A 23,784-nucleotide genomic window follows, 5' to 3' on the forward strand; every position below is an offset into this window, starting at 1 on the left:
AAAATAGTAAAGGGGAGAAAAAAATGTATAAGAAAAAAGCTTTAGTTAGTGGTTTACTTGTTTGTTCATTAGCATTAGTTGCCTGTGGCAATGGTGGAAGTGAAGGAGGCAAAGCGAAAAGCAAAGCTGATGCTTCGATTGAAGTCAATAAAGAAGGATTCCCAATTACCAAAGATAAGTTAAGTATGGGGATGATTGCACCAGGAACAGGTTTAGCAGAGTGGTCAGATATGCCAATGCTAAAAGAATATGCTAAGATGACAAATATTGATTTTAAATATACAACACCGCCATTAAGTGACTTCTCTACAAAGTTAAACTTAGCATTTGCTAGTGGTGATTTACCAGATATTATTTTTGGAGCAGGCTCAACTAACTTAACGCGTGCGATGGAAGTGGATTATGGTGGACAAGGAATCTTAGTACCTTTAGAAGACTTAATCCCTGAATACGCACCAAACTTAAATAAAGTATTAGAAGAAAATCCAGAAATTAAGAAATCTATTACATCAGTAGATGGACATATTTATAGCTTACCAACTATCGGTATGGGGGATACGTCTATTTGGCCACGTGGTCCACTATGGTATAACGGAGATTGGTTGAAAGCATTAGACGTGAAAGAATTACCAAAATCTGTGGATGAGTTTTACGACTTACTCGTTCGTTTCCGTGATGAAGATCCAAATGGTAACGGTAAAAAAGATGAGATTCCATTGACTGACGTTGAGATGAACAGTAGTCGTGACTGGTTATTATCTGCTTTTGGTTTAACAACACAAGGAATCGAAGAGATTGACGGGAAAGTACAATTTAACCCTACAACAGAAAACTATAAAGCTTACTTAACATTCATGAATAAACTTTACAAAGAAAAATTACTAGACCCAGAAGTCTATTCACAAGCGGATGAGCAAAAGAAAGCAAAAGGAAACAACAATCAACTTGGTTTATTCCCAGACTGGTTCTCTTACTTTACAACAGGTAAAAATGAAGAGGAAAGTTTAACTGATCCAATGTTTGGTCCATTAACAAGTGAGTACTCTAAAGACCCAGTGGTTCCAGGAAGCCCACGTTTAACAACAGGGGTATTCGCAGTCACGAACAATGCGAAAAGTCCAGAAGCAGCATTACGTTGGGTAGATTACTTCTACACAGAAGAAGGCTTAAAATTCTTGAATCAAGGTCCTGAAGGTGCATTGTGGGAATACGCTGAAAACGATAAAGGCGAAAAAGTCCGTGTTTATGCAAAAGGTATTGATTTAGATAAGACTGAGGATGAGCGTGGTAAGATTACAGTAGACTACGGTATTCCAGTTCCCGCTAAACAAGTATCTATTCCTGGTATTAAACGTGACGCAAATGATCCAGATACGTTCCCATTTGAAGAATTTATCAAGAAAGAAACTCAAGATAAGATTGAACCATACGCTAAAGTTCCGTTCCCAATTGTTTACTTAACAAAAGAAGAGCAAGATCAAATTGGCGATATGGCGACAGACTTAACAACTTACGTTGAGCAAATGGAAGCGAAATTTATTACAGGGGTTGAATCTCTTGATAACTGGGATAATTTCATTAAAACGATTGAATCAATGGGAGTTAAAGATTACGTGAAAGTTTACCAACAAGCATACGATCGTTGGTCAGACGCTTAATCTATCTATGACATTCAAGTGTCATTGGCGAAAAACCAAGCGAAAGTTCGCTTGGTTTTTTCTTTCATTTTAATGAGAAAAATTGTTCTCAATTTTTGAAACAGGTATAATAGAAGAGTAAGAGATAATAATAGAAGATTGAGGTGACAGAATGGCAATTTTAACAATAGATGTTGGAGGATCAGCTATTAAAAATGGAATTTGGTCTGATGGGAAATTGACAACGTTTGAGGCAATTCCTACCCCAAAAGATTATGAAACGTTTCAACAGGTACTACTAGAAATAAAAGAACGTGCTAGTCAAGAAAGTGTTATAACAGGTGTGGGTATGAGTATGCCTGGAGCTGTTAATACTAAAACGCGTCAAATCGAGGGTGTTAGTGCGGTACCATATATTCATCACCGTCCTATATTTGATGAAATTGAAACACTACTTGACCTCCCACTTACGATTGAGAACGATGCTAACTGTGCAGGGATTTGTGAAGTTGAAATCGGCGCAGGCCGTCAAGGAGAGCATATTATATTTATTATTTTAGGAACAGGTGTAGGCGGATCGATTTTCATTCATCGTAAGTTATACAAAGGTGCTCATTTGTTTGGTGGTGAATTTGGTTTAATGCGACTCATGAATAAGCGTATTTTTAGTACGTCTGGTACAGCAGTTGCTATGGCGCATATTTTCAACCAAAAATATGGGACGGATCATACAGGCTTAGCAATCTTTGAAGAGGCAGATAGTGGTAGCGAACGCGCTGTTTTGGCAGTGGACGAGTTGTATGAAAATATTAGCGAAGGACTTTATAACATTCAAGTAGCATTTGATCCAGATACGATTGTTATTGGTGGCGGTATTTCACAGCGACATGATATCGCAGAACAATTAAGGACTAAACTTTTCCGTCGTTTACAAGAAGAACGTGTGGAAAGTGTGATGCCAAAAGTGGTGCGTTGTGATTACTTAAATGATGCCAATCTGATTGGTGCCGCTTTAAATTTTGAAAATCAAGGGCGATAAAGAAAGGATAAGAGAATGAAACAACCATTATTTATTAAACCAGTCTTACAAGAAAAAATTTGGGGTGGGACAAAGTTACGAGATATATACGGTTATGATATTCCAAGTGAAACGACTGGCGAATGTTGGGCAATCAGTGCACATAAAAATGGCATGGGTTATATCAGTTCACCAGAGAAATATGCAGGTATAAGTTTACAAGAGCTTTTTGAAAAGGAACCTGCATTATTTGCGCATCCATCCGTGACAGAGTTTCCCTTATTAACTAAAATCATTGATGCAAAAGAAGATTTATCTGTTCAAGTTCATCCAGATGATGCGTACGGGAAATCACATGCAGGAGAATTAGGGAAGACAGAATGTTGGTACGTAATCTCTGCTGATCCTGGTGCTAAAATTATTTTCGGTCATACAGCTAAAACGCGTGAAGCCTTTGCGCAAGCGATTGAAGACGGTAAGTGGTCGGAATTATTAGTAGAAGTACCAGTCAAAGCGGGTGATTTCTTCTACGTCCCAAGCGGTACTGTCCATGCGATAGGTGCTGGGGTAATGGTGCTTGAAACACAACAAAGTAGTGATACGACTTACCGTTTGTACGATTACGATCGACCTGATGCAGCAGGACAGTTGCGTGAGTTACATATTCAAGAATCAATCGATGTCACGACTATTCCGCATCATGTGGAACAACCTATATATGAAGCTGTTCAACAAGAGTCATCTGTTTTAACACCTTTAATTCGTAGCGATTACTTTAACGTCGCACATTGGGATGTTGATGGTGTTTTAACTCTTTCTCATGAAAAGACATATACTTTAGTCAGTGTATTAGAAGGCGAAGGAGCAATTAAAACGGAAGAAGGAGAGTGGGAATTAACAAAAGGCGTTCATTTTATTATTCCTGCGACTTTAACAGAATGGACATTTGAAGGAAATATGACGCTAATTGTTGCAACACCTGGACCGAAAAATAGCTAAAAGTGAGGGAGAAAATCATGACAAAATGGTATGGTGCAATTGAAGCTGGGGGAACAAAATTTGTATGTGCAGTGAGTGATGAAGCGTTGGAAATTAAAGAACGTGTGAGTATCCCAACGGAAAATCCAGAAACAACCATTCAAGCCGTATTTGATTTTTTTGATCAATATGCGTTACATAGCATAGGTGTCGGATCATTTGGACCGATAGATGTCAATCCGACTTCTAAAACATACGGTCATATTATGGCGACACCTAAACCTGGTTGGGAAGGGTTTGATTTTGTTGGGGCATTAAAAAATCGTTATCATGTGCCGATTGCTTGGACGACTGACGTCAATGCGGCAGCATATGGAGAATTGCATCGAGGAGCCGCGCAAGGAACGAACAGTTGTATTTATTTAACAATTGGGACGGGAGTTGGCGGTGGTGCCGTCGTAAATGGTCAGGTATTAGAAGGATTTAGTCATCCTGAGATGGGACATATTCAGTTAAAACGTTTAGAAAATGATACATACCAAGGAAAATGTCCTTATCACAGTGACTGTTTGGAAGGACTGGTAGCGGGGCCGGCTCTTGGCGAGAGATCTGGAAAACCAGGAGCAGAAATAGAGAAAGATGACGCCGTTTGGGAAACACAAGCCTATTACATCGCACAAGGTCTAATGGCTTATACACTAGTGTTGTCACCTGAACGGATTATTCTAGGTGGTGGCGTGATGAAACAAGCACATCTGTTTCCTCTTATCCGCGAGTCGTTTAAAAAACAAATGGCCGATTATGTCGTGACCCCTGATTTGGACGATTATATCGTGCCAACAGGCTTAGGGGATAATAGTGGTATTACCGGTTGCTTGCTGTTAGCAATGGAAGCAAAATAGATGTGAGCATATATTTTTACTTACTAATTACAAGTTGTTATAGTTGAGATACATTACAAGATGAAATTAGGAGGAAATAATTTGAAATTTGGTATCATTATGGGAAGTACAAGAGAAGGACGTGTTAGTCCAGGGGTTGCTGCATTTGTTAAAGAAGTCGCAGATCAACGTTCAGAGCATGAGTTTGAAATCATTGATATTTTAGACTATGATTTACCTTTTTTAGGCACTGGAGAAGGCGATAAACGTTGGAATGATAAGATTGCTGAACTAGACGGCTATATTTTTGTTGCACAAGAATATAATCATTCCATGTCAGCTGCCTTAAAAAATGCGATTGATCATGCTCGTGAAGAATGGTTTAACAAAGCGGCAGGTATTGTGAGCTATGGTTCGGCAGGTGGTGTACGTGCTGCTGAGCATCTTCGTCAAGTGATGGGTGAGCAATACGTGGCAGTAGTAAGAACGAATCCTGCTTTCTCATTGTTTACTGACTTTGAAAACTTTAGTCAATTCCGTCCAGGAGACCACCATTTACCGGGGATTAATGATATGTTAGATGAATTATTATTATGGTCAGAAGCGTTTAAAACGATTCGCTAGTTTTGACTTGCTAAATGTGTTAATTTTATTTATACTATAATGAATTAAATCAAAATGTTTTCTAGGGTTCCGCATGTACATGGTCTGGTCCGAGAGAAAACGCGTCGCAAGACGTCACGGAAGGATAAAAGCCTGGGAGATACTGTAAGATACAGTATGTCTCAGGCTTTTTTGATTGGAAAGGAGTAATGGTATGAGGTATTGGGTACAAGTTGTGATAGCCGGTTTATTTGAAGTAGTATGGGTTATTGGATTAAAGCATGCAAGTAGTCCTATTGAATGGGGAGTGACGCTAGTCGCTATTTTTCTAAGTTTTTATTGGATGATTGAGGCGGGCAATCATTTGCCAGTCGGAACGGTGTACGCTGTGTTTGTCGGGATTGGTACTACAGGGACGGTGTTATTAGAAGCGTTACTTTTCAAACAGCCACTTTCATTTGTCCGCATTATGTTTATTGTGATGTTACTAATTGGAGTTGTAGGTTTGAAACTGGTGACTCCAACAGAGAAAGGAATAGATTAAAATGGTTTGGATGAGTTTAATAGTAGCTGGTTTATTTGAAATGGTTGGTGTCTTAATGATTCACTATTTTCATCAAAAGCGTTCGTTTATTCGTTTGCTAGCACTTGTTGGCAGTTTTTCATTGAGTTTTATTTTATTAGCGTATAGTATGCAACATCTTGCTATGGGGACAGCGTACGCGGTTTGGACGGGTATCGGCGCTTCAGGCGGGGCGATTCTGGGGATTGTTTTGTTTAAAGAGCCATATGATTGGAAACGTCTTATTTGTATTAGCTTAATATTAGTGAGTGCGATTGGCCTCAAACTAACCTCGTAAGATAACAAGATTAGAAAAGGTTTTAAAAAGTTGACTGTGTGAAAAGAGCATGAGATGATAGGGATGTCAGAAAACTAAATAGAACTTACCATCACAAAGGGGAGCCTTTTTTAAGGCTGAGAATAAGCGCAGGCTTAGACCCTTCGAACCTGAACTTGTTAATACTTGCGTAGGGATTGTGATGGAGTAATAACAGCCAATTATTACTCCTCCTTTGTTGTATGGAAGTTTCTATACAATATTAAAGGAGGAGTTTTTTATGACATCAGTAAAATTACGTGTGTGGATTGAAGGCGCGATTGTGGCAGCTTTAGCCATCGTCTTGTCGATGATTCCCACAACGATTGGAACGAGCTTTACCATTTCGTTAGGGATGATTCCATTATCAATCTATGCGATTCGCAGAGGTTTAGCAGCCGGTTTATTTTCCGGATTAGTGTGGGGCTTGCTACATTTTGTAACAGGAGATGTTTGGTTCTTATCAGTTTCACAAGTCATTATTGAATATGTTATTGCTTTTACTTTTGCAGGATTTGCCGGTATTTTTACATCGCGTATTCAAAAGAATATGCATAACGGTCAAAAAGGGACGTTATCATTAATGGTGGGAGCGGTCTTTATTGGGACGTTAGCTCGTTTCTTCTGGCACTTTGTTGCAGGATTCATATTCTGGGGTAAATATGCGCTGTGGGGATTAGGTCCGGTCGCTTTCTCATTAGTAGCGAATGGAATTAGTGGCTTGCTAACAGCTGTAGTCACAGCGATTGGTGTAGTGCTAATATATCAAGTGTATCCACAAGTCTTTACAGCTGAGCGTTTAGTGACATCAAGCGTTTCTGAATAATCATATTTAAACACTTCTTTTTCAGCAGAAAATTTCTGTTAGAAAAAGAAGTGTTTTTTTAACTACCTACAAATAAAAATGGTAAAATAGTGTTATAGAATGATAAAGGAAGTGGCAAGGATGTTATCTTGGATGGTTGGATTAGCGGCTTGGCAACAGGCGTTGGTAGGAACACTTTTTACCTATGGTATGACCGCATTAGGCGCGGGTCTTGTTTTTTTCTTCAAAGATATTAAGAAAAATGTATTGAATTTAATGTTAGGGTTTGCATCAGGGGTGATGATTGCTGCTAGTTTTTGGTCGCTATTAGACCCGGCTATCGCACAGGCGACGGAAAATGGTGATATTCCATGGCTGGTGGCAGGAATAGGCTTTTCAGCAGGTGGTTTATTTTTATATCTAGCAGACCGTATTATTCCTCATATGCATTTTGGTCCTAACCAAGAAAAAGAAGGCATGCCTAATCATTTAAAACGAACGATATTACTCGTCTTTTCGATTACGTTGCACAATATTCCAGAAGGTTTAGCAGTAGGGGTGGCATTCGGGGCCGCGGCACATGCTGATCAACCGGAAAAAGCTGTTTTGGCTGCGGCTGCGGTGGCGATAGGAATTGGTATTCAAAATTTCCCTGAAGGAGCCGCTGTTTCGATTCCCTTAAGGCAAGAGGGTTTAAGTCGGTGGAAATCGTTTCTATATGGACAGGCGTCTGGAGTCGTCGAGCCTATCGCTGGCGTATTAGGGGCGTTACTTGTAGCTAAAGTTACCTTTCTACTTCCTTACGCCCTAGCTTTTGCTGCGGGAGCGATGATTTATGTCGTAGTAGAAGAGCTGATACCAGAAGCGCAACAAACAACAGAAAGCGGTACGCACTATGGTGTGCTAGGGGTAATGGTTGGGTTTCTCATTATGATGATTTTAGATGTAGCGTTGGGATAAGAAAAAGCTTAACAGCCTTAAACCGCTGTTAAGCTTTTTAATATTATAGAAAATGCGTGTCGTTCCAAGATGTCACGTCAAATGATAAATCAGCGTGACCTTCAATAATGGAGACGCTCGTATTTTTTAATGCTTCCCCTTTTCGAATGTCTGAAAGAGGAACACCTTGAAAGTATTTAATAATAGATTGAAGTAAAAGTCCGTGTGCCACAATTAAGACGGTAGCCTCAGGATGCTCAGTTTGAATTTTTTTAAACACGTTGAGCGTTCGCTCTAATAACTCAGTAAAAGTTTCGCCACCATGTGCGCTTGCTTCGTAGAGATGTGGTTCATGGACAAGCTTTTGAAATTCTGGTAAGTGGTGATAATCGGCTTCAGGTGTGCCATCCCACTTTCCAAATTCCATTTCACGTAAATCACGGACGGTAGTGAGTGCTGGCTGAGGCGATAGTTCGGCGACAATATAGTGAGCAGTATCTTGTGCGCGACCTTGAGGACTTACAAAAACATAATCAAACTGAATCGCTTCACTCGCAAAATACTTTCCAAGAGTAGTCGCTGCCTGCTTTCCTTCTGGTAAAAGCGGTGAGTCGGCTGTTCCGCCTTGAAAAATATGATGTTGATTATACTCTGTCTTGCCATGTCGTACACAATAAAACGTTGTCATATTAAGATATCCTCCTTCTGTTTTTCACTATCTATTATCAGTGAAAATGACAGATAGGACAAGTAAAAAGATTAAAGCACAAGAGACGATGAACTCTTGTGCTTTAAAAGGGGAAACGACAAGATTAAAAACAATCACGCTATATTTTAACTTGTTTCTAATCTTATTCATTATAATCTCATAAAAAGACGTAAAAATCAACTGTTATTTTCATAGAAGAAATTCTTTTAAATGCGTGATTGACAGTCATGTTTTGTGTTCGTTATACTTGAAAGGCATGTAAAATTACGGGGAAAGGTCGGAAGGGTTGAAATGAAAAAAATAATGACAAAAGAACGCATTGTTTCTTTATTGTATGTAACAGTCGGTGCGTTTTTATTAGCGGTCTCTATGCAGTCAGTTTTAGAGCCAAATCAAATTGTAGCAGGGGGAGCAACGGGGGTTAGTGTTATCTTAAATCATGTCACCGGAATTCCTTCTTTTGTTATATTGTATGCGATTAATATCCCCTTACTTATTTTATGTTTTATTTTGTTGGGAAAAGAAGTTGGAATGAAGACGATTTATGGAAGTATGATTTTCCCTTTTTTTGTGGGATTAATCGGTAATATCCCTACTTTAACGCATACGCCTTTACTAGCAGCACTTTCTGGTGGTGTGATTACAGGAATAGGTTTAGGGTTAGTGTTTAAAGGAAATGCTTCGACAGGTGGAACGGCGATTATTTCACAAATTGTCAACGTGTATTTTAAATTACCTTTGGGACTAGCGGTCTCAATTGTTGATGGTTTTGTTATTATAGGTGCGTTGCTTGTGTTTGATGTTGACCGTGTATTATATTCTTTGATTAGTTTATTTATTATCGGACGCGTGGTGGATTTAGTTCAAGTTGGGTTTGATCGTTCTAAGAATGTGATGATTATTTCTGAAGCTTCAGATGAGGTTAATAAAATGATTATTGAGAAAATGGATCGAGGCGTGACTCATCTAGCCATTCAAGGTGGGTTTGAACGTCGAGAAAAAGAAATGCTCATGTGTGTGATACCAGAGAAGGAATTTCATACATTAAAAGAAGAAGTTTTAGCTATTGACCCTCATGCCTTTGTTGTGGCAATGGCTGCCAGTGAAGTAATGGGCAAGGGGTTTAGTTTAAGTCGTTAAAAGCTGGGAAACCAGCTTTTTTTTATTGAGCAAGATGATTTGAAAAAAAGCGAGAATGAAGTAAACTAGATGTAAGCGATATTATAAATGGGAAGGGGTATGAGATGAAAACAGTAGAAACAGATACACGTGTGGCGTTTGTAGACGATGAAGGGAATCAAATCGGTCAAATTACCTTTCAACAATTGGGAGAAGATACGCTTGTATTAGACCATACGGGTGTTAATCCTGATTACCGTGGGCAAGGAATTGCTCAGAAATTAATGGCTTTAGCAGTAGATAAAGCACGTCGTGAAGGGAAAAAAATTATTCCAGAATGTTCTTTTGCCGTTCGAGAGTTTGAACGTGTGCCAGAATATGCCGATGTGTTAAAAGAACAATAAGTCAAAGAGCTTGTCTAGAAAAGGCAAGCTCTTTTTTACGGACAGAAAAGTTGCAAAACTAAAAAAGGACTTATACACTGTATATGTGAATAATAACACGAGTGTAGAAAGAGGCTTAAGTATGAAAAAGATTAAAGTAAGTAGTGCGGTGGACTTAACAGAAGGTGGATGTAATGCTTGTGGGACGGTCAAATGTGTTATGTATACATTGGAAATAGAAGGTCGTGAAATTGCCTTAGAAAACATGACAGTAAATGAATTAGTAAGAGCATTAGCTATTCATGAAGGATGGCGTCAAGAGTTAGTAGTAGGAATGTTAGATGAACATGTGGTGTATCGAAAAGATTCTAAGCAAGTGAAATTAGAAGAAGAATATGACCAATTAACGTTTAGTCAAGGCAGTCAACGTCTTGTTACCCGTGATTTTTTAGAAATCCCCAATGAGGTGACGCAAAAAGCTAATGAAATCTTAACGACCTTTTTTGATGTAGACGGCTACACCTTTGAAATGTCATAAAAAACGACTTTGATTTTTAATCAAAGTCGTTTTTTATTAAGCTAAAGCGCCCATTGGATCCCAAGGGTCAAGCATTATAGGGTCGGTGGCTAGTACGGGTTGGAGTTCTTCTGGTAGATATTTTTTATGAATGACAATTTGATAAGTATATTCATCCATCCACGCATCACTCATGACGAAGTAACCTTTGTGACCGACTTTTTCTCCCCAGCTATTTTCCACTTTCCATTTAGTTGGTTGTTCATTGACCAAGTCAACGCCTGTTAGCACCATCGCGTGTGTCATTAGACTTTCTCCATAATCGAGACGTTCGGCTTTGGTCATTGAAAAGTCAATGTCTAATGTGTCATCAATCGGATAGATATCTAGCGCCATGACGCCTGTTTGTCGATTAGAGGATTGACCGACATCACAGCCGTACCATACAGCTTCGCCTGCTTTTAATTGGCGAATGGCTAAATCTTTGAAAGTTGGCATATCGACATTTAAGTGGCGAACTTCGCGACCGCCGACAACGTTGCCTAACATTTCGACTGTATAAAGTGTTTTATAAGGCTTATCAGCTGTAGGTGCATTAATGACACTGATGTAGTCCGCTAAGTTCAGTCCCACATATTTTTCATAAAAAGTTTGTGGTGTTAAATTTTCCTCATAGTGATACACTTCATCGCTATCACGATAAGAAAAATCAAAAGAAGTTGGAGGCGTTCCAAGTGAAAAGGCAAGTAATTGGTATACTTCCTGTAATAAGCGTTCTTTTGTTTCTTTAATCGTTTCAGGACTTGCTTGATCAGCGACAAGCTGACGTAGTGTGATAGCATCTTTACGTAATTTTTTATTTAAATAGGTATTTAACGCGCGTGATGAAGAGCTGTTTTTACTTTCAGGCATCACGCTTTTTGGCACGACACCATATTTTTCGATGAGTGAGACAAGCATGTCCCATTGTCCACCATCTTGTTGAGGTGTTTGTAAAAGAAAGGCAACTTTACGGCTATTAAGAGGTTTATCTGCTGTTGCTAAAATATTTTCATAGAAGTAATTCGCTTTTTCAAACTTATCCCAAAAGAATGTATAGTTTTGAGAAAGCTCGAAATCTTTTAATTTAAGCGTGTTAGCGATATGATGACGAAATGTGTTGAGTGCAGCGAACATCCAGCAACGACCGCTTTGTTTTTGATTTGATACATGACCAGTATCTAAATCGATAGAAAAGGTTGGCGTCGTGTTTTGGTACGCAAAGGTGTCCTCAGTTGCTTCAAGCAAGCCATTAACCACGATGCTTCGTTGACGGGCTGCTGCTTTAGGTTGTGCAGCGAAGGCAGTTTGATAGCGTAATAAATCTTCTTTAGTAATTTCTTGAGACATTGAATCACTCCTCTATATTTAACTAATTATTTATCTCATGGGTCATATTATACGCCTCTTTTTCAGATAATTAAAGGATTCTCATTTTCAAAAAGAAACTCAATTTATTTTCATCAGTTTTTCTTCGTTTTCTTATACATTCTCAGTTTTAATTGCTTAATAAGCATAGATATTTGTGAAATGGGGTGGTATACTCGAAAGGTGGGGAAACAACAATAATAAGGAGGAGTTACTTTGTTTAAAAAAGTTCTGAAATACGCAACGATTTTAGGTTTAGCCGCAACATTAACGGCATGTGGGTCAAAAGAAGCTGAGGGGTCAAAAGAAGAAAATGGGAATAAATCACTTGATACATTGACAGTAGGGTTTGTACCATCACGTGACCCAGAAGAAATTGTCTCTGCTACTGAACCTTTAAAAGACTTGATTATCAAAGAAATGAAAAACGAAGGTTACGATATTAAAAAAGTAGATATCACTGTGGGAACGAACTTTGAAGCAGTAGGAGAATCTTTATCTGCCGGTACATTAGATGTAGGGTTTATTCCAGGTGGTACATATGTTTTATACGATGATGGCGCAGAAGTATTATTGACAGCAACACGTGCAGGTCTTTCAATTGATTCAGATGAGCCAAAAGACTGGAACGATAACAAACCAACAGCACCAACAGACAAACAAGCAGCTTCTTATCGTGCGTTGATGATTGCTGGACCTTCATCAAAAGGACAAGAATTAGCGAAAAAAGTGAATGATGGCGAAAAATTATCATGGGAAGATTTAAATAGCGCTTCTTGGAGTGTCATGTCTTCATCTTCTCCAGCAGGCTACATTTACCCAAGTTTATGGTTACAAGAAAACTATGACAAAAACTTATCAGAACTAAAAAACATCGTACAATCTGACTCTTATGGTAGTGCGTTTGCTCGTTTAGCTGCTGGACAAGTGGATGTGTTATTAACTTACGCAGATGGTCGTCGTGACTATGAAGACACTTGGACAACTGATTACAACCGTGAAAAGAGTATTTGGGATGAAACAGACGTCATTGGTGTGACTCCTGCCATCTATAACGATACAATTTCAGTAAGTAAAAATTCTGAAAAAATGGATGATGATTTAAAACAAGCCTTACAAAATGCGTTTATTAACATTGGCGAAAGCGAAGAAGGTAAAGAAGTGATTGCTATTTATAGTCATGAAGGATATGTAAAAGCAAAATCTGAAGATTACGATAGTGAACGTAAAGCACAAAAATTAATTCAAGAATTAGCAAAATAAAACGCTTAGTATAATAGAATAGTAAATAAAAATAAACTGTGATTAGTAACTAGTCACAGTTTATTTTTAAGGAAGGACTTTTTATGATTAAATTTGAGAACGTGCAAAAAACGTATCCGAATGGTTATACAGCACTCAAAGATGTAAATTTAGAAATTGAACAGGGAGAGTTTGTTGCGATTATTGGGTTGTCAGGAGCGGGTAAATCGACTCTCATTCATTGTATTAATCGCATGCATGATATTGACGAAGGGCGTTTGTTAGTCAACGATGTAAATGTGAATGATTTAAAAGGCAAGGAAATTCGTGAATTTCGTAAGAAAATAGGTATGATTTTTCAATCCTTTAACTTAGTCACTCGAGCGACTGTCTTAAAAAACGTCATGATTTCTTCTGTGCCGGATATGCCCTTATGGCGTCGTATTTTAGGTGTTTTTCCGAAAGAAACGAAAGTAGTGGGCTTAGAAGCGCTGGATAATGTTGGGATTTTAGATAAGGCCTTCACACGTGTGGATCAATTATCAGGAGGACAGCAACAACGTGTGGCGTTAGCACGGACGTTAGCACGTCAACCGGATATTATTTTGGCAGATGAACCCGTTGCGTCGCTTGACCCCGTGACAGCAAAAATTGTGATGGATGATTTTAAACGTATCAATCAAGAGATGAATATCTCCATTCTGATTAATATTCACCATGTGGACTTGGCTTTAGAATACGCTGACCGAGTTATTGGTATTCGCAAGGGTCAAATTGTATATGATGGTGCTGCTAGTGAGGTTACTCAGGATGTATTAGATACAATTTACTTAGAAGATACTACCAACGCAAAGGAGTCGTAGCCAAATGGATAAATTAGTAAAAGGTAAAACGATTCAACTGGCGAATGGCAAAACGGTCACAGAAAAACGCTCGTGGGTACCGGTATATGTCTTGTTAATACTTATTTTCACTTGGTTAGCGATGGATGTCACACGCTTTAACTTTTCAACATTGATGACAAGAGGGTCACAATTCTTTGTTATTTTAGGAGATATGATGCCTCCTAACTGGGGCTTTTTAAATCGGGTATGGCAACCGCTTTTTGACACGATAAAAATGTCTTTATTAGGGTCACTAGTAGGTGCTCTAGTAGCTATGCCGCTTGCTTTACTAGCTTCAGCAAATATTGTTAACAATCGTTTTATTGCTGGGTTTTTCAAGTTGTTTTTAAGTGTTTTGAGAACCTTACCTACGTTAGTGACGGCTTTAATTGCCACATTTATTTTTGGATTAGGAACGATGGCAGGGACATTGGCGATTTTTCTATTTACAGTGGCGTATGTTGGGAAGCTAACCTATGAACAAATAGAGTCGTTAGATATGTCAACGTTCTATGCTCTAGAATCTATGGGTTTAACGCGTTTACAAGCGTTTCGTTATGCTGTACTACCAGAAATTCTACCGACGTACTTGTCGACGTCTTTGTTTAACTTTGAAGGAAATTTACGCTATGCGTCTATCTTAGGATATGTAGGTGCAGGTGGTCTTGGTATTATTTTAAATGAACGCTTAGGGTGGCGTGAGTATGCGAATGTTGGGACGATTCTAGTCGTCTTAGTTGTGACAGTGGCGCTTATAGAGTCGCTAAGTGAATACTGTCGTCGAAAACTACAATAGGAGGGTGAAAAATGAATCACGCAATAGAAGCACAATTAAATAAAGAAACATCGAAAAAAGTTCAATATCTGATGATTGTCACCGTCCTAGTAGGGGCATTTATTTGGTCGCTATCGGCGATTCAATTTAATGCGGTGGATGACGGCGGTTGGAAGATTGCTGTCAGTATTATTCAAGGTATTTTAAAACCGGATATGGATTTACTATGGAATTTTAGTCAACAAGGTGTTTTTTACTTGTTATTTGAAACAATATGTATTGCTTTTCTAGGAACCGTTTTTGGTGCCATCTTATCGATACCTGTCGCTTTTCTAATGGCGCCAAGTATTGTACCAAAGCCAGTTTATGTCATCACACGTTTTATCGTCATTGTGATTCGTACGATACCAGCACTTGTATATGGCTTAATGTTTGTTCGTGTAACAGGGCCGGGTCCTTTTGCAGGGGTGATGACCATGTCTTTAACTTCTATCGGCATGGTATCAAAGTTATATGTCGACGTGATTGAGGATTTAGATACAGGCATTTTAGAATCGATGACAGCTATGGGATGTAATACGTTTGAAAAAATACGTTTTGGTATTTTACCGCAATTGATTGCCAATTTTACATCGGTTACGATTTATCGATTTGATATGAACCTTCGTGATGCAACGATTTTAGGTTTGGTAGGAGCGGGGGGCATTGGTTCACCGTTAATCTTTGCGATGAATTCTTATCGTTGGAATCAAGTCGGGGCCATTTTAATCGGTTTAATCGTATTAATTTTAATTGTCGAAGTGATTTCTAATAAACTGAGAGCCAAATTAGTAAAGGGGTAGAAAGCTATGGTACGTCTTACCATTTTATCGACCAGTGATTTACATGGGTATTTATATCCAACTGATTTTCGTGATCAACATCAATCGTTACCGTTTGGTGCGTTTAAAGTAAAGGAGCGCATGAATCAACTGGCACAAGAGGTTGGCTCTGCGCTGATAAAGATTGATAATGGTGATTTTTTACAAGGTTCACCGTTAAGTTATTATGTGGCAAAAGAAAAAAGTACACCAATCATGGCAGAGGTTATGAATGATATGGGGTATGATGCGGGTGTACTAGGAAATCATGAATTCAACTATGGTTTGTCGTATTTAAAAGAAAATTTAGCACGACTCGACTATCCGGTATTGTGTGCGAACATTCTCGATGAAACAGGAGCGCCTTTAACAGGTCACGCTTATCATATTATTGAACGTGAAGGGGTTAAGATTGCGATTTTAGGATTAACCACTTCTTATATTCCGCATTGGGAACAACCAGCTACGATTAAGGGATTGGAATTTCTACCCGTTGTTGAAACGGCGCAAAAATATATTCCGGAATTGAAAAAGCAAGCGGATATAGTAGTCGTCAGTTATCACGGTGGCTTTGAACGTGACTTGGAAACGGGTGAGCCAACCGAGATGTTAACGGGTGAAAATGAAGGCTATGAGTTGCTACATCATGTGCCTGGTATTGACGTCCTTTTAACAGGACATCAACATCGCGAGTTGACATTTGAAACCGACACATGTGTTGGGACGCAACCGGGAGATAAGGGACGTTTTATGGGATGTGTGACGTTGGAAATAGAAGATACAACCCGTCAGGTTCTCTCACGTTCAGCAGAATTATTAACGCCGTCTGAACAAGTGGACGAAACACTCAGTCAAACGTATTTACCGTTATTAGAAGAAGTGAATAAGTGGCTCGACCAAGAAATCGGCGAAGTAGATGGGACGATGTGGATTGAAGACCCGATGGCTGTTCGTGCAAAGGGACATCCGTACATTGAATTTATCAATCAAGTTCAAATGGACGCGACAGGGACAGATATTTCCGGAACGGCACTTTTTGATAACAACGGAAAAGGTTTTGGCGCGTCCATTACCATGCGCGATATCGTGACAAACTACATATATCCTAATACATTAGCGGTCGTTCGTATTACAGGGGCTGACTTGAAAGCTGCTCTGGAACGTTCGGCTGGATACTTTGCGGTTAATCCCGATGGCACGTTGACTGTCAGCCCAGCATTTTTAGAGCCGAAGATTCAGCACTTTAATTATGATATGTATGCAGGAATCTCGTATACTTTGGATATCCGACAACCGGTAGGACAGCGCGTGACGGCCTTAACTTATGCTGGTAAACCAGTGACGGATGATCAAATCTTAGAAGTAGCGATGAATCAGTATCGAGCAGTCGGTGGTGGTGATTATACAATGTTTGGAGCGGATAAGATTGTCAAAGAAGTGACAGTGGATATGACAGAGTTGATCGCAGATTTTCTTAAAAAACATCCTAAATTAACGCCGATTACCGAGCATACTTTTGATGTTATATATTAATACTAGTTTTAGTTTAACCCTCTAAAAGAAAGTTTTCTTTTAGAGGGTTTTTATTATGTTCTAGCTTTCTTTGGGTGATAGTTAAATAGATGACTATCGTCTTTCTAGACAACGTATCATTTGATATTCAGTCATTATTAATTTATTTATGTGAATATTAAAAGAAAAAATTCACATGTTCAATTTGATTTATTTGTGTAAAGTACTTCAATAGATATAGCACTCTATTTAATAGTTGTTATCATATAAAAGTCATTCAATTAAAGTATTAAAAACATGATGATAAGCATAATAGGCGTTTTAATCCTTATTTTTATTCACAAGCATAATGATAGTGATAATCATTATCGATGTGTTAAGTTTATCATGTAACAAAAATATTGAAGTATAGGAGTGTTATTTGTGAAAGTTATCGTTATTGGCTGTACACATGCTGGGACATCAGCAGTTAAAAATATACTAAAGGAAAATCCAGGAGTAGATGTGACTGTTTACGAGAGAAATGATAATGTTTCCTTTTTATCATGTGGAATTGCCTTATATGTCGGCGGAGTAGTGGAAAATGCTGAGGATTTGTTTTATTCTAATCCAGAAGAGCTTGCTAGCTTAGGTGCTAAAGTTTGGATGGAGCACGACGTGACAGAAATAGATACTGTTAATAAGAAAATTCAGGTGACAGATTTACAAACAGGTCAAACAAAAGAAGATACTTATGACAAATTAGTGATGACGACAGGTTCTTGGCCGATTACACCACCTATTCCAGGCATTGAACAAGATAATATTTTGCTTTGTAAAAATTATCGCCAAGCACAGGAATTAATTGCTAAAGCAGACGGGGCGAATAAGATTACCGTTGTGGGTGCTGGTTACATAGGGATTGAATTAGTAGAAGCTTTTGCGGAATCGGGGAAAGAAGTAACCTTGATTGACGGATTGGACCGTATTTTAAATAAATATTTAGATGCTGAATTGACCGATGTTTTAGAAGCAGAACTGATTAATCAAGGTATCACTTTAGCCCTTAATCAAAATGTAGAAGCATTCATCGGAGATGGGCAAGTAGTATCGCATGTCAAGACAAGCCGTGGAACATATGAAACGGAGTTAGTGATTGTCTGTGTTGGCTTTAGACCGATGACAGAATTGTTGGCAGGAAAAGTTGAACGTCTGGGTAACGGAGCGATTGTGGTGGATGAATATATGCGCACTAGTAATCCAGACATATATGCAGCGGGTGACAGTGCAGTTGTACATTATAATCCTACAAATAGTCATCACTATATACCACTTGCGACAAACGCTGTACGTCAAGGAATGTTAGTAGGATATAATATTAGTGAGCCTAAGCTAGCCTATCGTGGGACGCAAGGAACATCAGGACTTCATTTGTTTGGATACAATATTGGCTCGACAGGGATGACAGAAACCAGTGCGAAAGTAGCCGGTTTAAATGTTAAATCAGCTTACTTAGAAGATAACTATCGTCCAGAGTTTATGCCTTCCACTGAAAATGTGCAAATGAAGCTTGTGTTTGAAGCAGAAACAGGAAGAATATTGGGAGGACAGTTGATGTCACGCTATGATGTGACGCAGTCTGCTAACACGCTGTCGCTAGCAGTTCAAAATCGCATGACAGTGGAAGATTTAGCAATCAGCGACTTCTTTTTCCAACCACATTTTGATCGTCCGTGGAACTATCTAAATTTATTAGCTCAAAAAGCATTAGAAATAAAATAAAATAAAAAGCGACGATTTGGTAAGAAAGGAAGTTTCTACCAGATCGTCGCTTTTTTTGTTTTTAGTCAGGTTAATTAGCGCACGATAAGAACATCGCAGAGCGCGTGTCGTGAAACGTATTGTGAAACAGAACCTAATAATAAGCGTTCCATAGCGTTCATCCCAGTTGCCCCCATCATGAGAAGTGAGACATCATGTTTTTCAGGTAAGGATTCGGCTAGTAGGTGCTTTGGAGAACCGAATTCAATGACGGTGCTAGTGTTAGTTAATCCATTTTCTTCAGCTAACTCTTGATACACGGCGAGTGTTTCGGTTGCGACCCGTAAAGCTTGGTCTGCCATTTCTTGGTCGTAAGAAGTCAGTGACTGAAAGGCACGAGTGTCAATAATATGAGCGATGATGAGATGGGCGCTATTGACACGTGTGACATGAATCGCTTTTTTTAACGCTTTTTCTGCTGCGGATGATCCATCGACAGCTACCATAATGGTTGGATAGGATTGGTTTATCATACGTTTCCTCCTCTAACTTTTGATTCGTTTCGATAAGCGGTAACTGAAAATACCTGAAGCGATTAGCACTGAAGAAATATAAAATAATGATGCTGATTTATTGTTAATAAAAACAAAAATGACGCCTAAAATGATGAGCACTTGTGTGACTTTTAACGAAAACTGAAATAGCTGTGTAATGGTCGCTTGATGTGTTGGACCTCCTAAAACTTGACTCAATGTTGGATAATATTTTTTTAAGCCTGCACTGACAAGCGCAAGGATTATGACAAGTGTCATAGTGAAAAAGCGTATCATAGGAACACCTCGTTTTTTATCATTTTACTTATATTTATAAGGAAGAAAAAAGCAATTTGCCAATGCAAATTGCTTTTAAAAACATAAAAATGGGAAAATCCGTCGATGCCGTTAGTTAAACCGTAGTATTGAACCCGCAAAGTAAGCAGGTGGGCTTCTCTGTCCAAGCGTCAAACTACCAAGTGATAAGGCATGTTTTCTTCTTGGGCTCGTTGAATCCCAATATAATACTAATATGTTCGGTCAACACTGAAGTGGTCTAACGCGAACATCACAGACTACCCACTTATATAGTAGCACAAAGTCATCATTTCATCAAATACAAGTGACTGTCTTTTATATTTTTTATGACTGTTTTTTCCATTGTTCTAGCTGTTGGTAGCGTTTGCTAAGAGCTTCTTCATACCGGCCCGTTTCTTTCGGTTGATAATATTTTCGGTTTGCCAATCCGTCTGGAAGGTACTGTTGTGGCAGCCAAGCAAGAGCATGGTCATGAGGGTACTGATAACCTACGCCACGGTTTAATTCTTTCGCACCTTGATAGTGACTATCACGCAAATGGTCAGGAATTTGTCCGATTCTACCTTTACGAATATCAGCAAGCGCTGCATCAATTGCTAAGTAACTGGAATTTGATTTTGGTGATAAACATAGATCAACAACAGCTTGAGCTAGAGGAATTCTTGCTTCAGGAAAACCTAGTTTTTCAGCAGCTTGCACGGCAGTGACAGTTCTAGCAGCAGCTTGTGGATTGGCTAAGCCAATATCCTCGTATGCAATAACCATTAAACGTCGACAGATAATAAATAAATCACCTGCTTCGACTAAGCGAGCTAAGTAGTGCATTGCTGCATCTACATCGCTTCCTCTAATCGATTTTTGAAAAGCAGAAATCACATCATAATGCGCATCTCCATCTTTATCATGTGTCATCGCTTTTCGTTGCAAACATTCTTCGATAATTGGGAGCGTGATGTGTATGACCGCTTGTTCATTTTTAGGAGTAGATTTGACAGCCAGTTCGAGTGAGTTGAGCGCACTTCGTAAATCGCCATTAGTGCTTCTTGCTAAATGTTGTAAGGCGTTGTCATCTAGTTCAATCGCTTCATTGCCTAATCCACGTTCCTTATCGGCTAGGGCATATTGAATCGCCGTCGTCATTTCTTTCTCACTGAGCGGTGTGACTTCAAAAATTTGGGTTCGACTTCTAATCGCCGGATTAATACTAATATATGGATTTTCAGTCGTAGCCCCGATCATAATAATTCTGCCACTTTCAAGATGTGGTAATAAAAAATCTTGTTTTGTTTTATCAAGACGATGCACTTCATCGAGTAATAAGATGACCGTGCCGCTCATTTTACCTTCTTCTGCTACAATTTGTAAGTCTTTTTTTGTATCGGTCGCGGCATTTAACGTCCGAAAGGCGTATTTGGTAGAACCAGCAATCGCACTGGCGATACTCGTTTTTCCTGTGCCGGGAGGACCGTAAAGAATCATGGAAGATAACATTTTGGCAGTGACCATACGGTGAATGATTTTACCTTCACCGACGAGATGTTGTTGGCCTACGACTTCACTAAGGACACGCGGTCGCATGCGATACGCTAAGGGTTGTTGCATAGTAGCTCCTCCTTTATTCTATTGTTATTATAGCATAGAGTCTGCAAGAAAGAAGAATGGTAAAAATGCTTGATTTCTTGTATGATTAAAAGCGAATACGAAGATTAGAAAGAGGAAAATCATGAAAAAAGAAAATATGTTGGAATATTTAGAGCGCCAATTAGAAAAAAGCTTGAGCGATTATGATTTTGCTATTGATTGGGATACCAAAAATCATTTAGTCGAAATTATTGTGGTGTTATATGCTAATAATGACGCGACTGTGACATTGGAAGATTTAAATGGGGTGGAAACGGAAGAAGATATTATCGAGTTTGAAGATAGTTTGCTTTTATACCCTCAAGGAAAACCGCTAAGTGAAGCAGATGAGTATTTAGTTGCCTTGCCTTACGCCGGAAAAAAAGGATTGAGTAAAGCCGAAGCTGAAGCCATCGCTTCTGAATTAAAAACAGTTTTGGATGAAGGAACAATAGCATTGAATCAATTCTTAGCGGACGAAACGATTTCAACATTTGAACTCGTGTGGAATCAAGCCCGTTATCAAGAAGTCTTAAAAACTAGAGAGGCGATGAAACACGGTTCAGAACGTGTTTTATACCCACGATATTAAGGAGTGAAAAAATGGAGTGGACAGAGTTAACAATTGAAACGAGTAGTGAAGCGGTCGAAGCCGTTTCTCATTTTTTAATGGAAGCTGGCGCAAGTGGTGTCGCTATTGAAGATGCGTTGGATTTACAAGCGTACGAATCAGACGCTTATGGAGAATTGGTCGATAAGGAAAATATGCTTCACATCAAAGAGGGAGCCAAAGTAATGGCCTATTTCCCTGAAACAGTCTTTCTTCCTGAAATCGTGCCAACTCTTCAACATCACGTCAATCAATTACCGTCTTTTGGTTTAGACAAAGGAGCGGGTAAGATTTCGCTCAATGACGTCGTCGAAGATGATTGGGCGACTGCTTGGAAAAAATACTATCATCCCGTACATGTCAGTCGCTTCTTAACGATTGTACCTGAGTGGGAAAAATATGAAGCTCAGCATGCTGATGAGCGTATTATTGTGATGGATCCGGGCATGGCCTTTGGTACGGGAACGCATCCGACTACTTTCTTAACGCTACATGCGTTAGAAGTTACGTTAAGAGGTGGCGAAACCGTACTAGATGTCGGAACTGGTTCAGGAGTGTTGAGTATTGCAGCGAAACATTTTGGCGCAAAAAACGTCTATGCTTATGATTTAGACGAAGTCGCCGTCCGTGTTGCGCAAGAAAATTTAGATTTAAATCCTATCGCAGCGGATGTCCAGGTGGCAGCTAACGATTTACTAAATGGGATTACACAAACAGCAGATGTCATTGTCGCGAATATTCTCCCGCACATTATTGAAAAAATGATTCCAGACGCTTGGAACTTAGTAAATGACGGCGGTAAATTTATTGTTTCAGGAATTATTACAGAGAAAGAAAGTGCTATTCACGACAAGATGCAAGAAGTTGGGTTTAAACTTTATCAAAAATTCCAACAAGAAGACTGGCTTGCTTTAATCTATGAAAAACCACTGATAACGGAAGAGGCGTAAGTATGCAACGTTATTTTATAAAAGAAAAAGATTTTGAAAGTGCCGATGCTTTGATAAGAGTACCGGATGAGCATTATCACCATATGGTAAATGTCGTGCGAATGAAAATCGGTGATGAGTGTTATTTTGTTTATAGTGAAGGGCAAACGTGGCGTGTGAAAGTCAGAGAGGTCACGCCAGAATGTGTGCTTGTTTCAAAAGAGGAGTTTATTACAAAAAGTAGCGAAATGCCCGTAGATGTGACGCTTTTTTGTGGGTTTCCTAAAGGGGATAAACTAGAGTGGATAACGCAGAAAGCGACGGAACTAGGTGCGTTTGAAATTATTGGGTTTCCTGCTAAAACCTCTGTTGTGAAATGGAATGATAAAAAACGTTTGGCTAAAGAACAACGTTTAGCAAAAATTGCGACAGAAGCAGCTGAACAATCGCATCGTCAACGCGTTCCTTCGATTACATTATTATCTGATACTAAGGAATTAATACAACGTGCAGCAGAGTATGATGTTGTGTTAATAGCCTATGAAGAATCAGCCAAACAAGGAGAAATGACACAACTAAGCCGCACGTTAAATCAGTTAAAAGTAGGCATGCGTGTAGCGTGTGTATTTGGTCCAGAAGGCGGATTAACACCACAAGAAGTACAACAGCTTATGGAAACCGGGGCGCTTGCTTGTGGATTGGGACCACGTATTCTAAGGGCGGAGACAGCTCCTTTATACTTATTAAGTGCTATTAGTTATCAACTTGAAATGCAAGGTTAATTAAAAAATCTTATGCAAGAATCAATCTTAAAAGGGTTGATTCTTTTTTTGAGCAAAAAAATTCACTTATCTATTGATAAGTGATAATATGTTTATCAGATGATA

The 23,784-nt window shown here is 39.0% G+C and carries 26 protein-coding genes, 1 other RNA gene and 2 riboswitches; of the genes, 21 read left to right on the forward strand and 6 right to left on the reverse strand.

Going from position 1 to position 23,784, the window contains the following annotated elements:
• The first annotated feature begins 23 nt into the window (after window positions 1–23).
• From M2919_RS07170 to M2919_RS07210, 9 genes are all read left to right on the forward strand, one after another.
• Window positions 24–1,658 (forward strand): extracellular solute-binding protein, encoded by a 1,635-nt coding sequence (locus tag M2919_RS07170; protein ID WP_248848496.1) that lies wholly within the window; start codon window positions 24–26, stop codon window positions 1,656–1,658.
• Between the two features lie 151 nt (window positions 1,659–1,809).
• Window positions 1,810–2,676 carry an ROK family protein gene (locus M2919_RS07175; protein WP_248848497.1) on the forward strand — a complete coding sequence of 289 codons (867 nt, stop codon included), beginning with the start codon at window positions 1,810–1,812 and terminating at the stop codon, window positions 2,674–2,676.
• Window positions 2,677–2,691: 15 nt separating this feature from the next.
• Window positions 2,692–3,654 carry a mannose-6-phosphate isomerase, class I gene (manA, locus tag M2919_RS07180; RefSeq protein WP_248848498.1) on the forward strand — a complete coding sequence of 321 codons (963 nt, stop codon included), beginning with the start codon at window positions 2,692–2,694 and terminating at the stop codon, window positions 3,652–3,654.
• A 17-nt stretch (window positions 3,655–3,671) separates the two neighbouring features.
• On the forward strand, window positions 3,672–4,535 hold the full coding sequence (locus tag M2919_RS07185) for an ROK family protein (protein ID WP_248848499.1): 864 nt from the start codon (window positions 3,672–3,674) through the stop codon (window positions 4,533–4,535).
• Between the two features lie 81 nt (window positions 4,536–4,616).
• A complete protein-coding gene (locus M2919_RS07190; protein ID WP_202585064.1) occupies window positions 4,617–5,138 on the forward strand; it encodes an NADPH-dependent FMN reductase in 522 nt (173 codons plus the stop codon).
• Between the two features lie 50 nt (window positions 5,139–5,188).
• Window positions 5,189–5,279: riboswitch (guanidine-I (ykkC/yxkD leader) on the forward strand.
• Between the two features lie 52 nt (window positions 5,280–5,331).
• On the forward strand, window positions 5,332–5,661 hold the full coding sequence (locus tag M2919_RS07195) for a DMT family transporter (RefSeq protein ID WP_126762274.1): 330 nt from the start codon (window positions 5,332–5,334) through the stop codon (window positions 5,659–5,661).
• Window positions 5,662–5,671: 10 nt separating this feature from the next.
• Window positions 5,672–5,977: a DMT family transporter gene (locus tag M2919_RS07200; protein ID WP_248848500.1), complete on the forward strand. Its 306-nt coding sequence runs from the start codon at window positions 5,672–5,674 to the stop codon at window positions 5,975–5,977.
• Window positions 5,978–6,064: 87 nt separating this feature from the next.
• Window positions 6,065–6,170, forward strand: a riboswitch (TPP riboswitch).
• Between the two features lie 66 nt (window positions 6,171–6,236).
• A complete protein-coding gene (gene thiT, locus M2919_RS07205; protein WP_023607022.1) occupies window positions 6,237–6,821 on the forward strand; it encodes an energy-coupled thiamine transporter ThiT in 585 nt (194 codons plus the stop codon).
• A gap of 120 nt (window positions 6,822–6,941) precedes the next feature.
• Window positions 6,942–7,760, forward strand: coding sequence for a ZIP family metal transporter (locus tag M2919_RS07210; RefSeq protein ID WP_126762278.1), 819 nt, complete (start codon window positions 6,942–6,944; stop codon window positions 7,758–7,760).
• A gap of 43 nt (window positions 7,761–7,803) precedes the next feature.
• Here the strand turns inward: M2919_RS07210 and M2919_RS07215 are convergent, their stop codons facing one another.
• Window positions 7,804–8,427 (reverse strand): histidine phosphatase family protein, encoded by a 624-nt coding sequence (locus tag M2919_RS07215; RefSeq protein WP_248848501.1) that lies wholly within the window; start codon window positions 8,425–8,427, stop codon window positions 7,804–7,806.
• A gap of 312 nt (window positions 8,428–8,739) precedes the next feature.
• On the opposite strand from M2919_RS07215, the gene M2919_RS07220 reads away from it, so the two are divergent.
• The 3 genes from M2919_RS07220 (at window position 8,740) to M2919_RS07230 (ending at window position 10,488) form a co-directional block, all read left to right on the forward strand.
• Complete coding sequence (locus tag M2919_RS07220; RefSeq protein WP_126762282.1) at window positions 8,740–9,588, forward strand: YitT family protein; 849 nt, start codon at window positions 8,740–8,742, stop codon at window positions 9,586–9,588.
• A gap of 104 nt (window positions 9,589–9,692) precedes the next feature.
• Entirely contained in the window at window positions 9,693–9,971 is a 279-nt protein-coding gene (locus tag M2919_RS07225; protein ID WP_126762284.1) for a GNAT family N-acetyltransferase, read from the forward strand.
• 121 nt (window positions 9,972–10,092) lie between these two features.
• Window positions 10,093–10,488: a DUF4809 family protein gene (locus M2919_RS07230; RefSeq protein ID WP_248848502.1), complete on the forward strand. Its 396-nt coding sequence runs from the start codon at window positions 10,093–10,095 to the stop codon at window positions 10,486–10,488.
• A 36-nt stretch (window positions 10,489–10,524) separates the two neighbouring features.
• Here the strand turns inward: M2919_RS07230 and M2919_RS07235 are convergent, their stop codons facing one another.
• Entirely contained in the window at window positions 10,525–11,856 is a 1,332-nt protein-coding gene (locus tag M2919_RS07235) for a C1 family peptidase (RefSeq protein ID WP_248848503.1), read from the reverse strand.
• Window positions 11,857–12,090: 234 nt separating this feature from the next.
• On the opposite strand from M2919_RS07235, the gene M2919_RS07240 reads away from it, so the two are divergent.
• From M2919_RS07240 to M2919_RS07265, 6 genes are all read left to right on the forward strand, one after another.
• Entirely contained in the window at window positions 12,091–13,137 is a 1,047-nt protein-coding gene (locus M2919_RS07240) for a phosphate/phosphite/phosphonate ABC transporter substrate-binding protein (RefSeq protein WP_202585645.1), read from the forward strand.
• Window positions 13,138–13,220: 83 nt separating this feature from the next.
• Window positions 13,221–13,979, forward strand: a complete 759-nt coding sequence (phnC, locus tag M2919_RS07245) for a phosphonate ABC transporter ATP-binding protein (RefSeq protein ID WP_023607030.1) — start codon at window positions 13,221–13,223, stop codon at window positions 13,977–13,979.
• Between the two features lie 4 nt (window positions 13,980–13,983).
• Entirely contained in the window at window positions 13,984–14,796 is an 813-nt protein-coding gene (gene phnE, locus M2919_RS07250; RefSeq protein ID WP_023607031.1) for a phosphonate ABC transporter, permease protein PhnE, read from the forward strand.
• Between the two features lie 11 nt (window positions 14,797–14,807).
• Window positions 14,808–15,617, forward strand: a complete 810-nt coding sequence (gene phnE / locus M2919_RS07255) for a phosphonate ABC transporter, permease protein PhnE (RefSeq protein ID WP_023607032.1) — start codon at window positions 14,808–14,810, stop codon at window positions 15,615–15,617.
• Window positions 15,618–15,623: 6 nt separating this feature from the next.
• The gene (locus tag M2919_RS07260; RefSeq protein WP_248848504.1) at window positions 15,624–17,168 is read left to right on the forward strand and encodes a bifunctional metallophosphatase/5'-nucleotidase; all 1,545 of its coding nucleotides are present in this window, start codon (window positions 15,624–15,626) and stop codon (window positions 17,166–17,168) included.
• Window positions 17,169–17,570: 402 nt separating this feature from the next.
• Entirely contained in the window at window positions 17,571–18,908 is a 1,338-nt protein-coding gene (locus M2919_RS07265; RefSeq protein WP_248848505.1) for an FAD-dependent oxidoreductase, read from the forward strand.
• 74 nt (window positions 18,909–18,982) lie between these two features.
• Here M2919_RS07265 and M2919_RS07270 read toward each other — a convergent pair whose 3' ends face one another.
• From M2919_RS07270 to M2919_RS07285, 4 genes are all read right to left on the reverse strand, one after another.
• On the reverse strand, window positions 18,983–19,417 hold the full coding sequence (locus M2919_RS07270) for a universal stress protein (protein WP_420857195.1): 435 nt from the start codon (window positions 19,415–19,417) through the stop codon (window positions 18,983–18,985).
• A 15-nt stretch (window positions 19,418–19,432) separates the two neighbouring features.
• On the reverse strand, window positions 19,433–19,717 hold the full coding sequence (locus M2919_RS07275) for a hypothetical protein (protein ID WP_248848507.1): 285 nt from the start codon (window positions 19,715–19,717) through the stop codon (window positions 19,433–19,435).
• Window positions 19,718–19,809: 92 nt separating this feature from the next.
• Window positions 19,810–20,000: non-coding RNA, 6S RNA (gene ssrS, locus M2919_RS07280), on the reverse strand.
• A 62-nt stretch (window positions 20,001–20,062) separates the two neighbouring features.
• On the reverse strand, window positions 20,063–21,340 hold the full coding sequence (locus tag M2919_RS07285; RefSeq protein WP_126762303.1) for a replication-associated recombination protein A: 1,278 nt from the start codon (window positions 21,338–21,340) through the stop codon (window positions 20,063–20,065).
• 121 nt (window positions 21,341–21,461) lie between these two features.
• Here M2919_RS07285 and M2919_RS07290 point away from each other — a divergent pair, with 121 nt between their 5' ends.
• From M2919_RS07290 to M2919_RS07300, 3 genes are read left to right on the forward strand one after another with little or no spacing between them, the layout of a single operon-like run.
• Window positions 21,462–21,950, forward strand: coding sequence for a DUF3013 family protein (locus M2919_RS07290; protein ID WP_248848508.1), 489 nt, complete (start codon window positions 21,462–21,464; stop codon window positions 21,948–21,950).
• Window positions 21,951–21,961: 11 nt separating this feature from the next.
• Window positions 21,962–22,918, forward strand: coding sequence for a 50S ribosomal protein L11 methyltransferase (gene prmA / locus M2919_RS07295; RefSeq protein WP_126762308.1), 957 nt, complete (start codon window positions 21,962–21,964; stop codon window positions 22,916–22,918).
• 2 nt (window positions 22,919–22,920) lie between these two features.
• Window positions 22,921–23,679, forward strand: coding sequence for a 16S rRNA (uracil(1498)-N(3))-methyltransferase (locus tag M2919_RS07300; RefSeq protein WP_248848509.1), 759 nt, complete (start codon window positions 22,921–22,923; stop codon window positions 23,677–23,679).
• Window positions 23,680–23,784 lie beyond the last annotated feature (105 nt).

The sequence above is a fragment of the Vagococcus lutrae genome, from assembly GCF_023299185.1.
Lineage (GTDB): Bacteria > Bacillota > Bacilli > Lactobacillales > Vagococcaceae > Vagococcus_A > Vagococcus_A lutrae.

Excerpts from the sequence above, each read along its gene's own strand:
- M2919_RS07290 (WP_248848508.1), top strand. The coding sequence starts at position 21,462 with ATGAAAAAAGAAAATATGTTGGAATATTTAGAGCGCCAATTAGAAAAA.
- prmA (WP_126762308.1), top strand. The coding sequence starts at position 21,962 with ATGGAGTGGACAGAGTTAACAATTGAAACGAGTAGTGAAGCGGTCGAA.
- M2919_RS07195 (WP_126762274.1), top strand. The coding sequence starts at position 5,332 with ATGAGGTATTGGGTACAAGTTGTGATAGCCGGTTTATTTGAAGTAGTA.
- M2919_RS07200 (WP_248848500.1), top strand. The coding sequence starts at position 5,672 with ATGAGTTTAATAGTAGCTGGTTTATTTGAAATGGTTGGTGTCTTAATG.
- M2919_RS07175 (WP_248848497.1), top strand. The coding sequence starts at position 1,810 with ATGGCAATTTTAACAATAGATGTTGGAGGATCAGCTATTAAAAATGGA.
- phnC (WP_023607030.1), top strand. The coding sequence starts at position 13,221 with ATGATTAAATTTGAGAACGTGCAAAAAACGTATCCGAATGGTTATACA.
- phnE (WP_023607031.1), top strand. The coding sequence starts at position 13,984 with ATGGATAAATTAGTAAAAGGTAAAACGATTCAACTGGCGAATGGCAAA.
- M2919_RS07275 (WP_248848507.1), bottom strand. The coding sequence starts at position 19,717 with ATGATACGCTTTTTCACTATGACACTTGTCATAATCCTTGCGCTTGTC.
- manA (WP_248848498.1), top strand. The coding sequence starts at position 2,692 with ATGAAACAACCATTATTTATTAAACCAGTCTTACAAGAAAAAATTTGG.
- M2919_RS07210 (WP_126762278.1), top strand. The coding sequence starts at position 6,942 with ATGTTATCTTGGATGGTTGGATTAGCGGCTTGGCAACAGGCGTTGGTA.
- M2919_RS07170 (WP_248848496.1), top strand. The coding sequence starts at position 24 with ATGTATAAGAAAAAAGCTTTAGTTAGTGGTTTACTTGTTTGTTCATTA.
- thiT (WP_023607022.1), top strand. The coding sequence starts at position 6,237 with ATGACATCAGTAAAATTACGTGTGTGGATTGAAGGCGCGATTGTGGCA.
- M2919_RS07215 (WP_248848501.1), bottom strand. The coding sequence starts at position 8,427 with ATGACAACGTTTTATTGTGTACGACATGGCAAGACAGAGTATAATCAA.
- M2919_RS07185 (WP_248848499.1), top strand. The coding sequence starts at position 3,672 with ATGACAAAATGGTATGGTGCAATTGAAGCTGGGGGAACAAAATTTGTA.
- M2919_RS07230 (WP_248848502.1), top strand. The coding sequence starts at position 10,093 with ATGAAAAAGATTAAAGTAAGTAGTGCGGTGGACTTAACAGAAGGTGGA.
- M2919_RS07225 (WP_126762284.1), top strand. The coding sequence starts at position 9,693 with ATGAAAACAGTAGAAACAGATACACGTGTGGCGTTTGTAGACGATGAA.
- M2919_RS07235 (WP_248848503.1), bottom strand. The coding sequence starts at position 11,856 with ATGTCTCAAGAAATTACTAAAGAAGATTTATTACGCTATCAAACTGCC.
- M2919_RS07220 (WP_126762282.1), top strand. The coding sequence starts at position 8,740 with ATGAAAAAAATAATGACAAAAGAACGCATTGTTTCTTTATTGTATGTA.
- M2919_RS07300 (WP_248848509.1), top strand. The coding sequence starts at position 22,921 with ATGCAACGTTATTTTATAAAAGAAAAAGATTTTGAAAGTGCCGATGCT.
- M2919_RS07260 (WP_248848504.1), top strand. The coding sequence starts at position 15,624 with ATGGTACGTCTTACCATTTTATCGACCAGTGATTTACATGGGTATTTA.
- M2919_RS07285 (WP_126762303.1), bottom strand. The coding sequence starts at position 21,340 with ATGCAACAACCCTTAGCGTATCGCATGCGACCGCGTGTCCTTAGTGAA.
- phnE (WP_023607032.1), top strand. The coding sequence starts at position 14,808 with ATGAATCACGCAATAGAAGCACAATTAAATAAAGAAACATCGAAAAAA.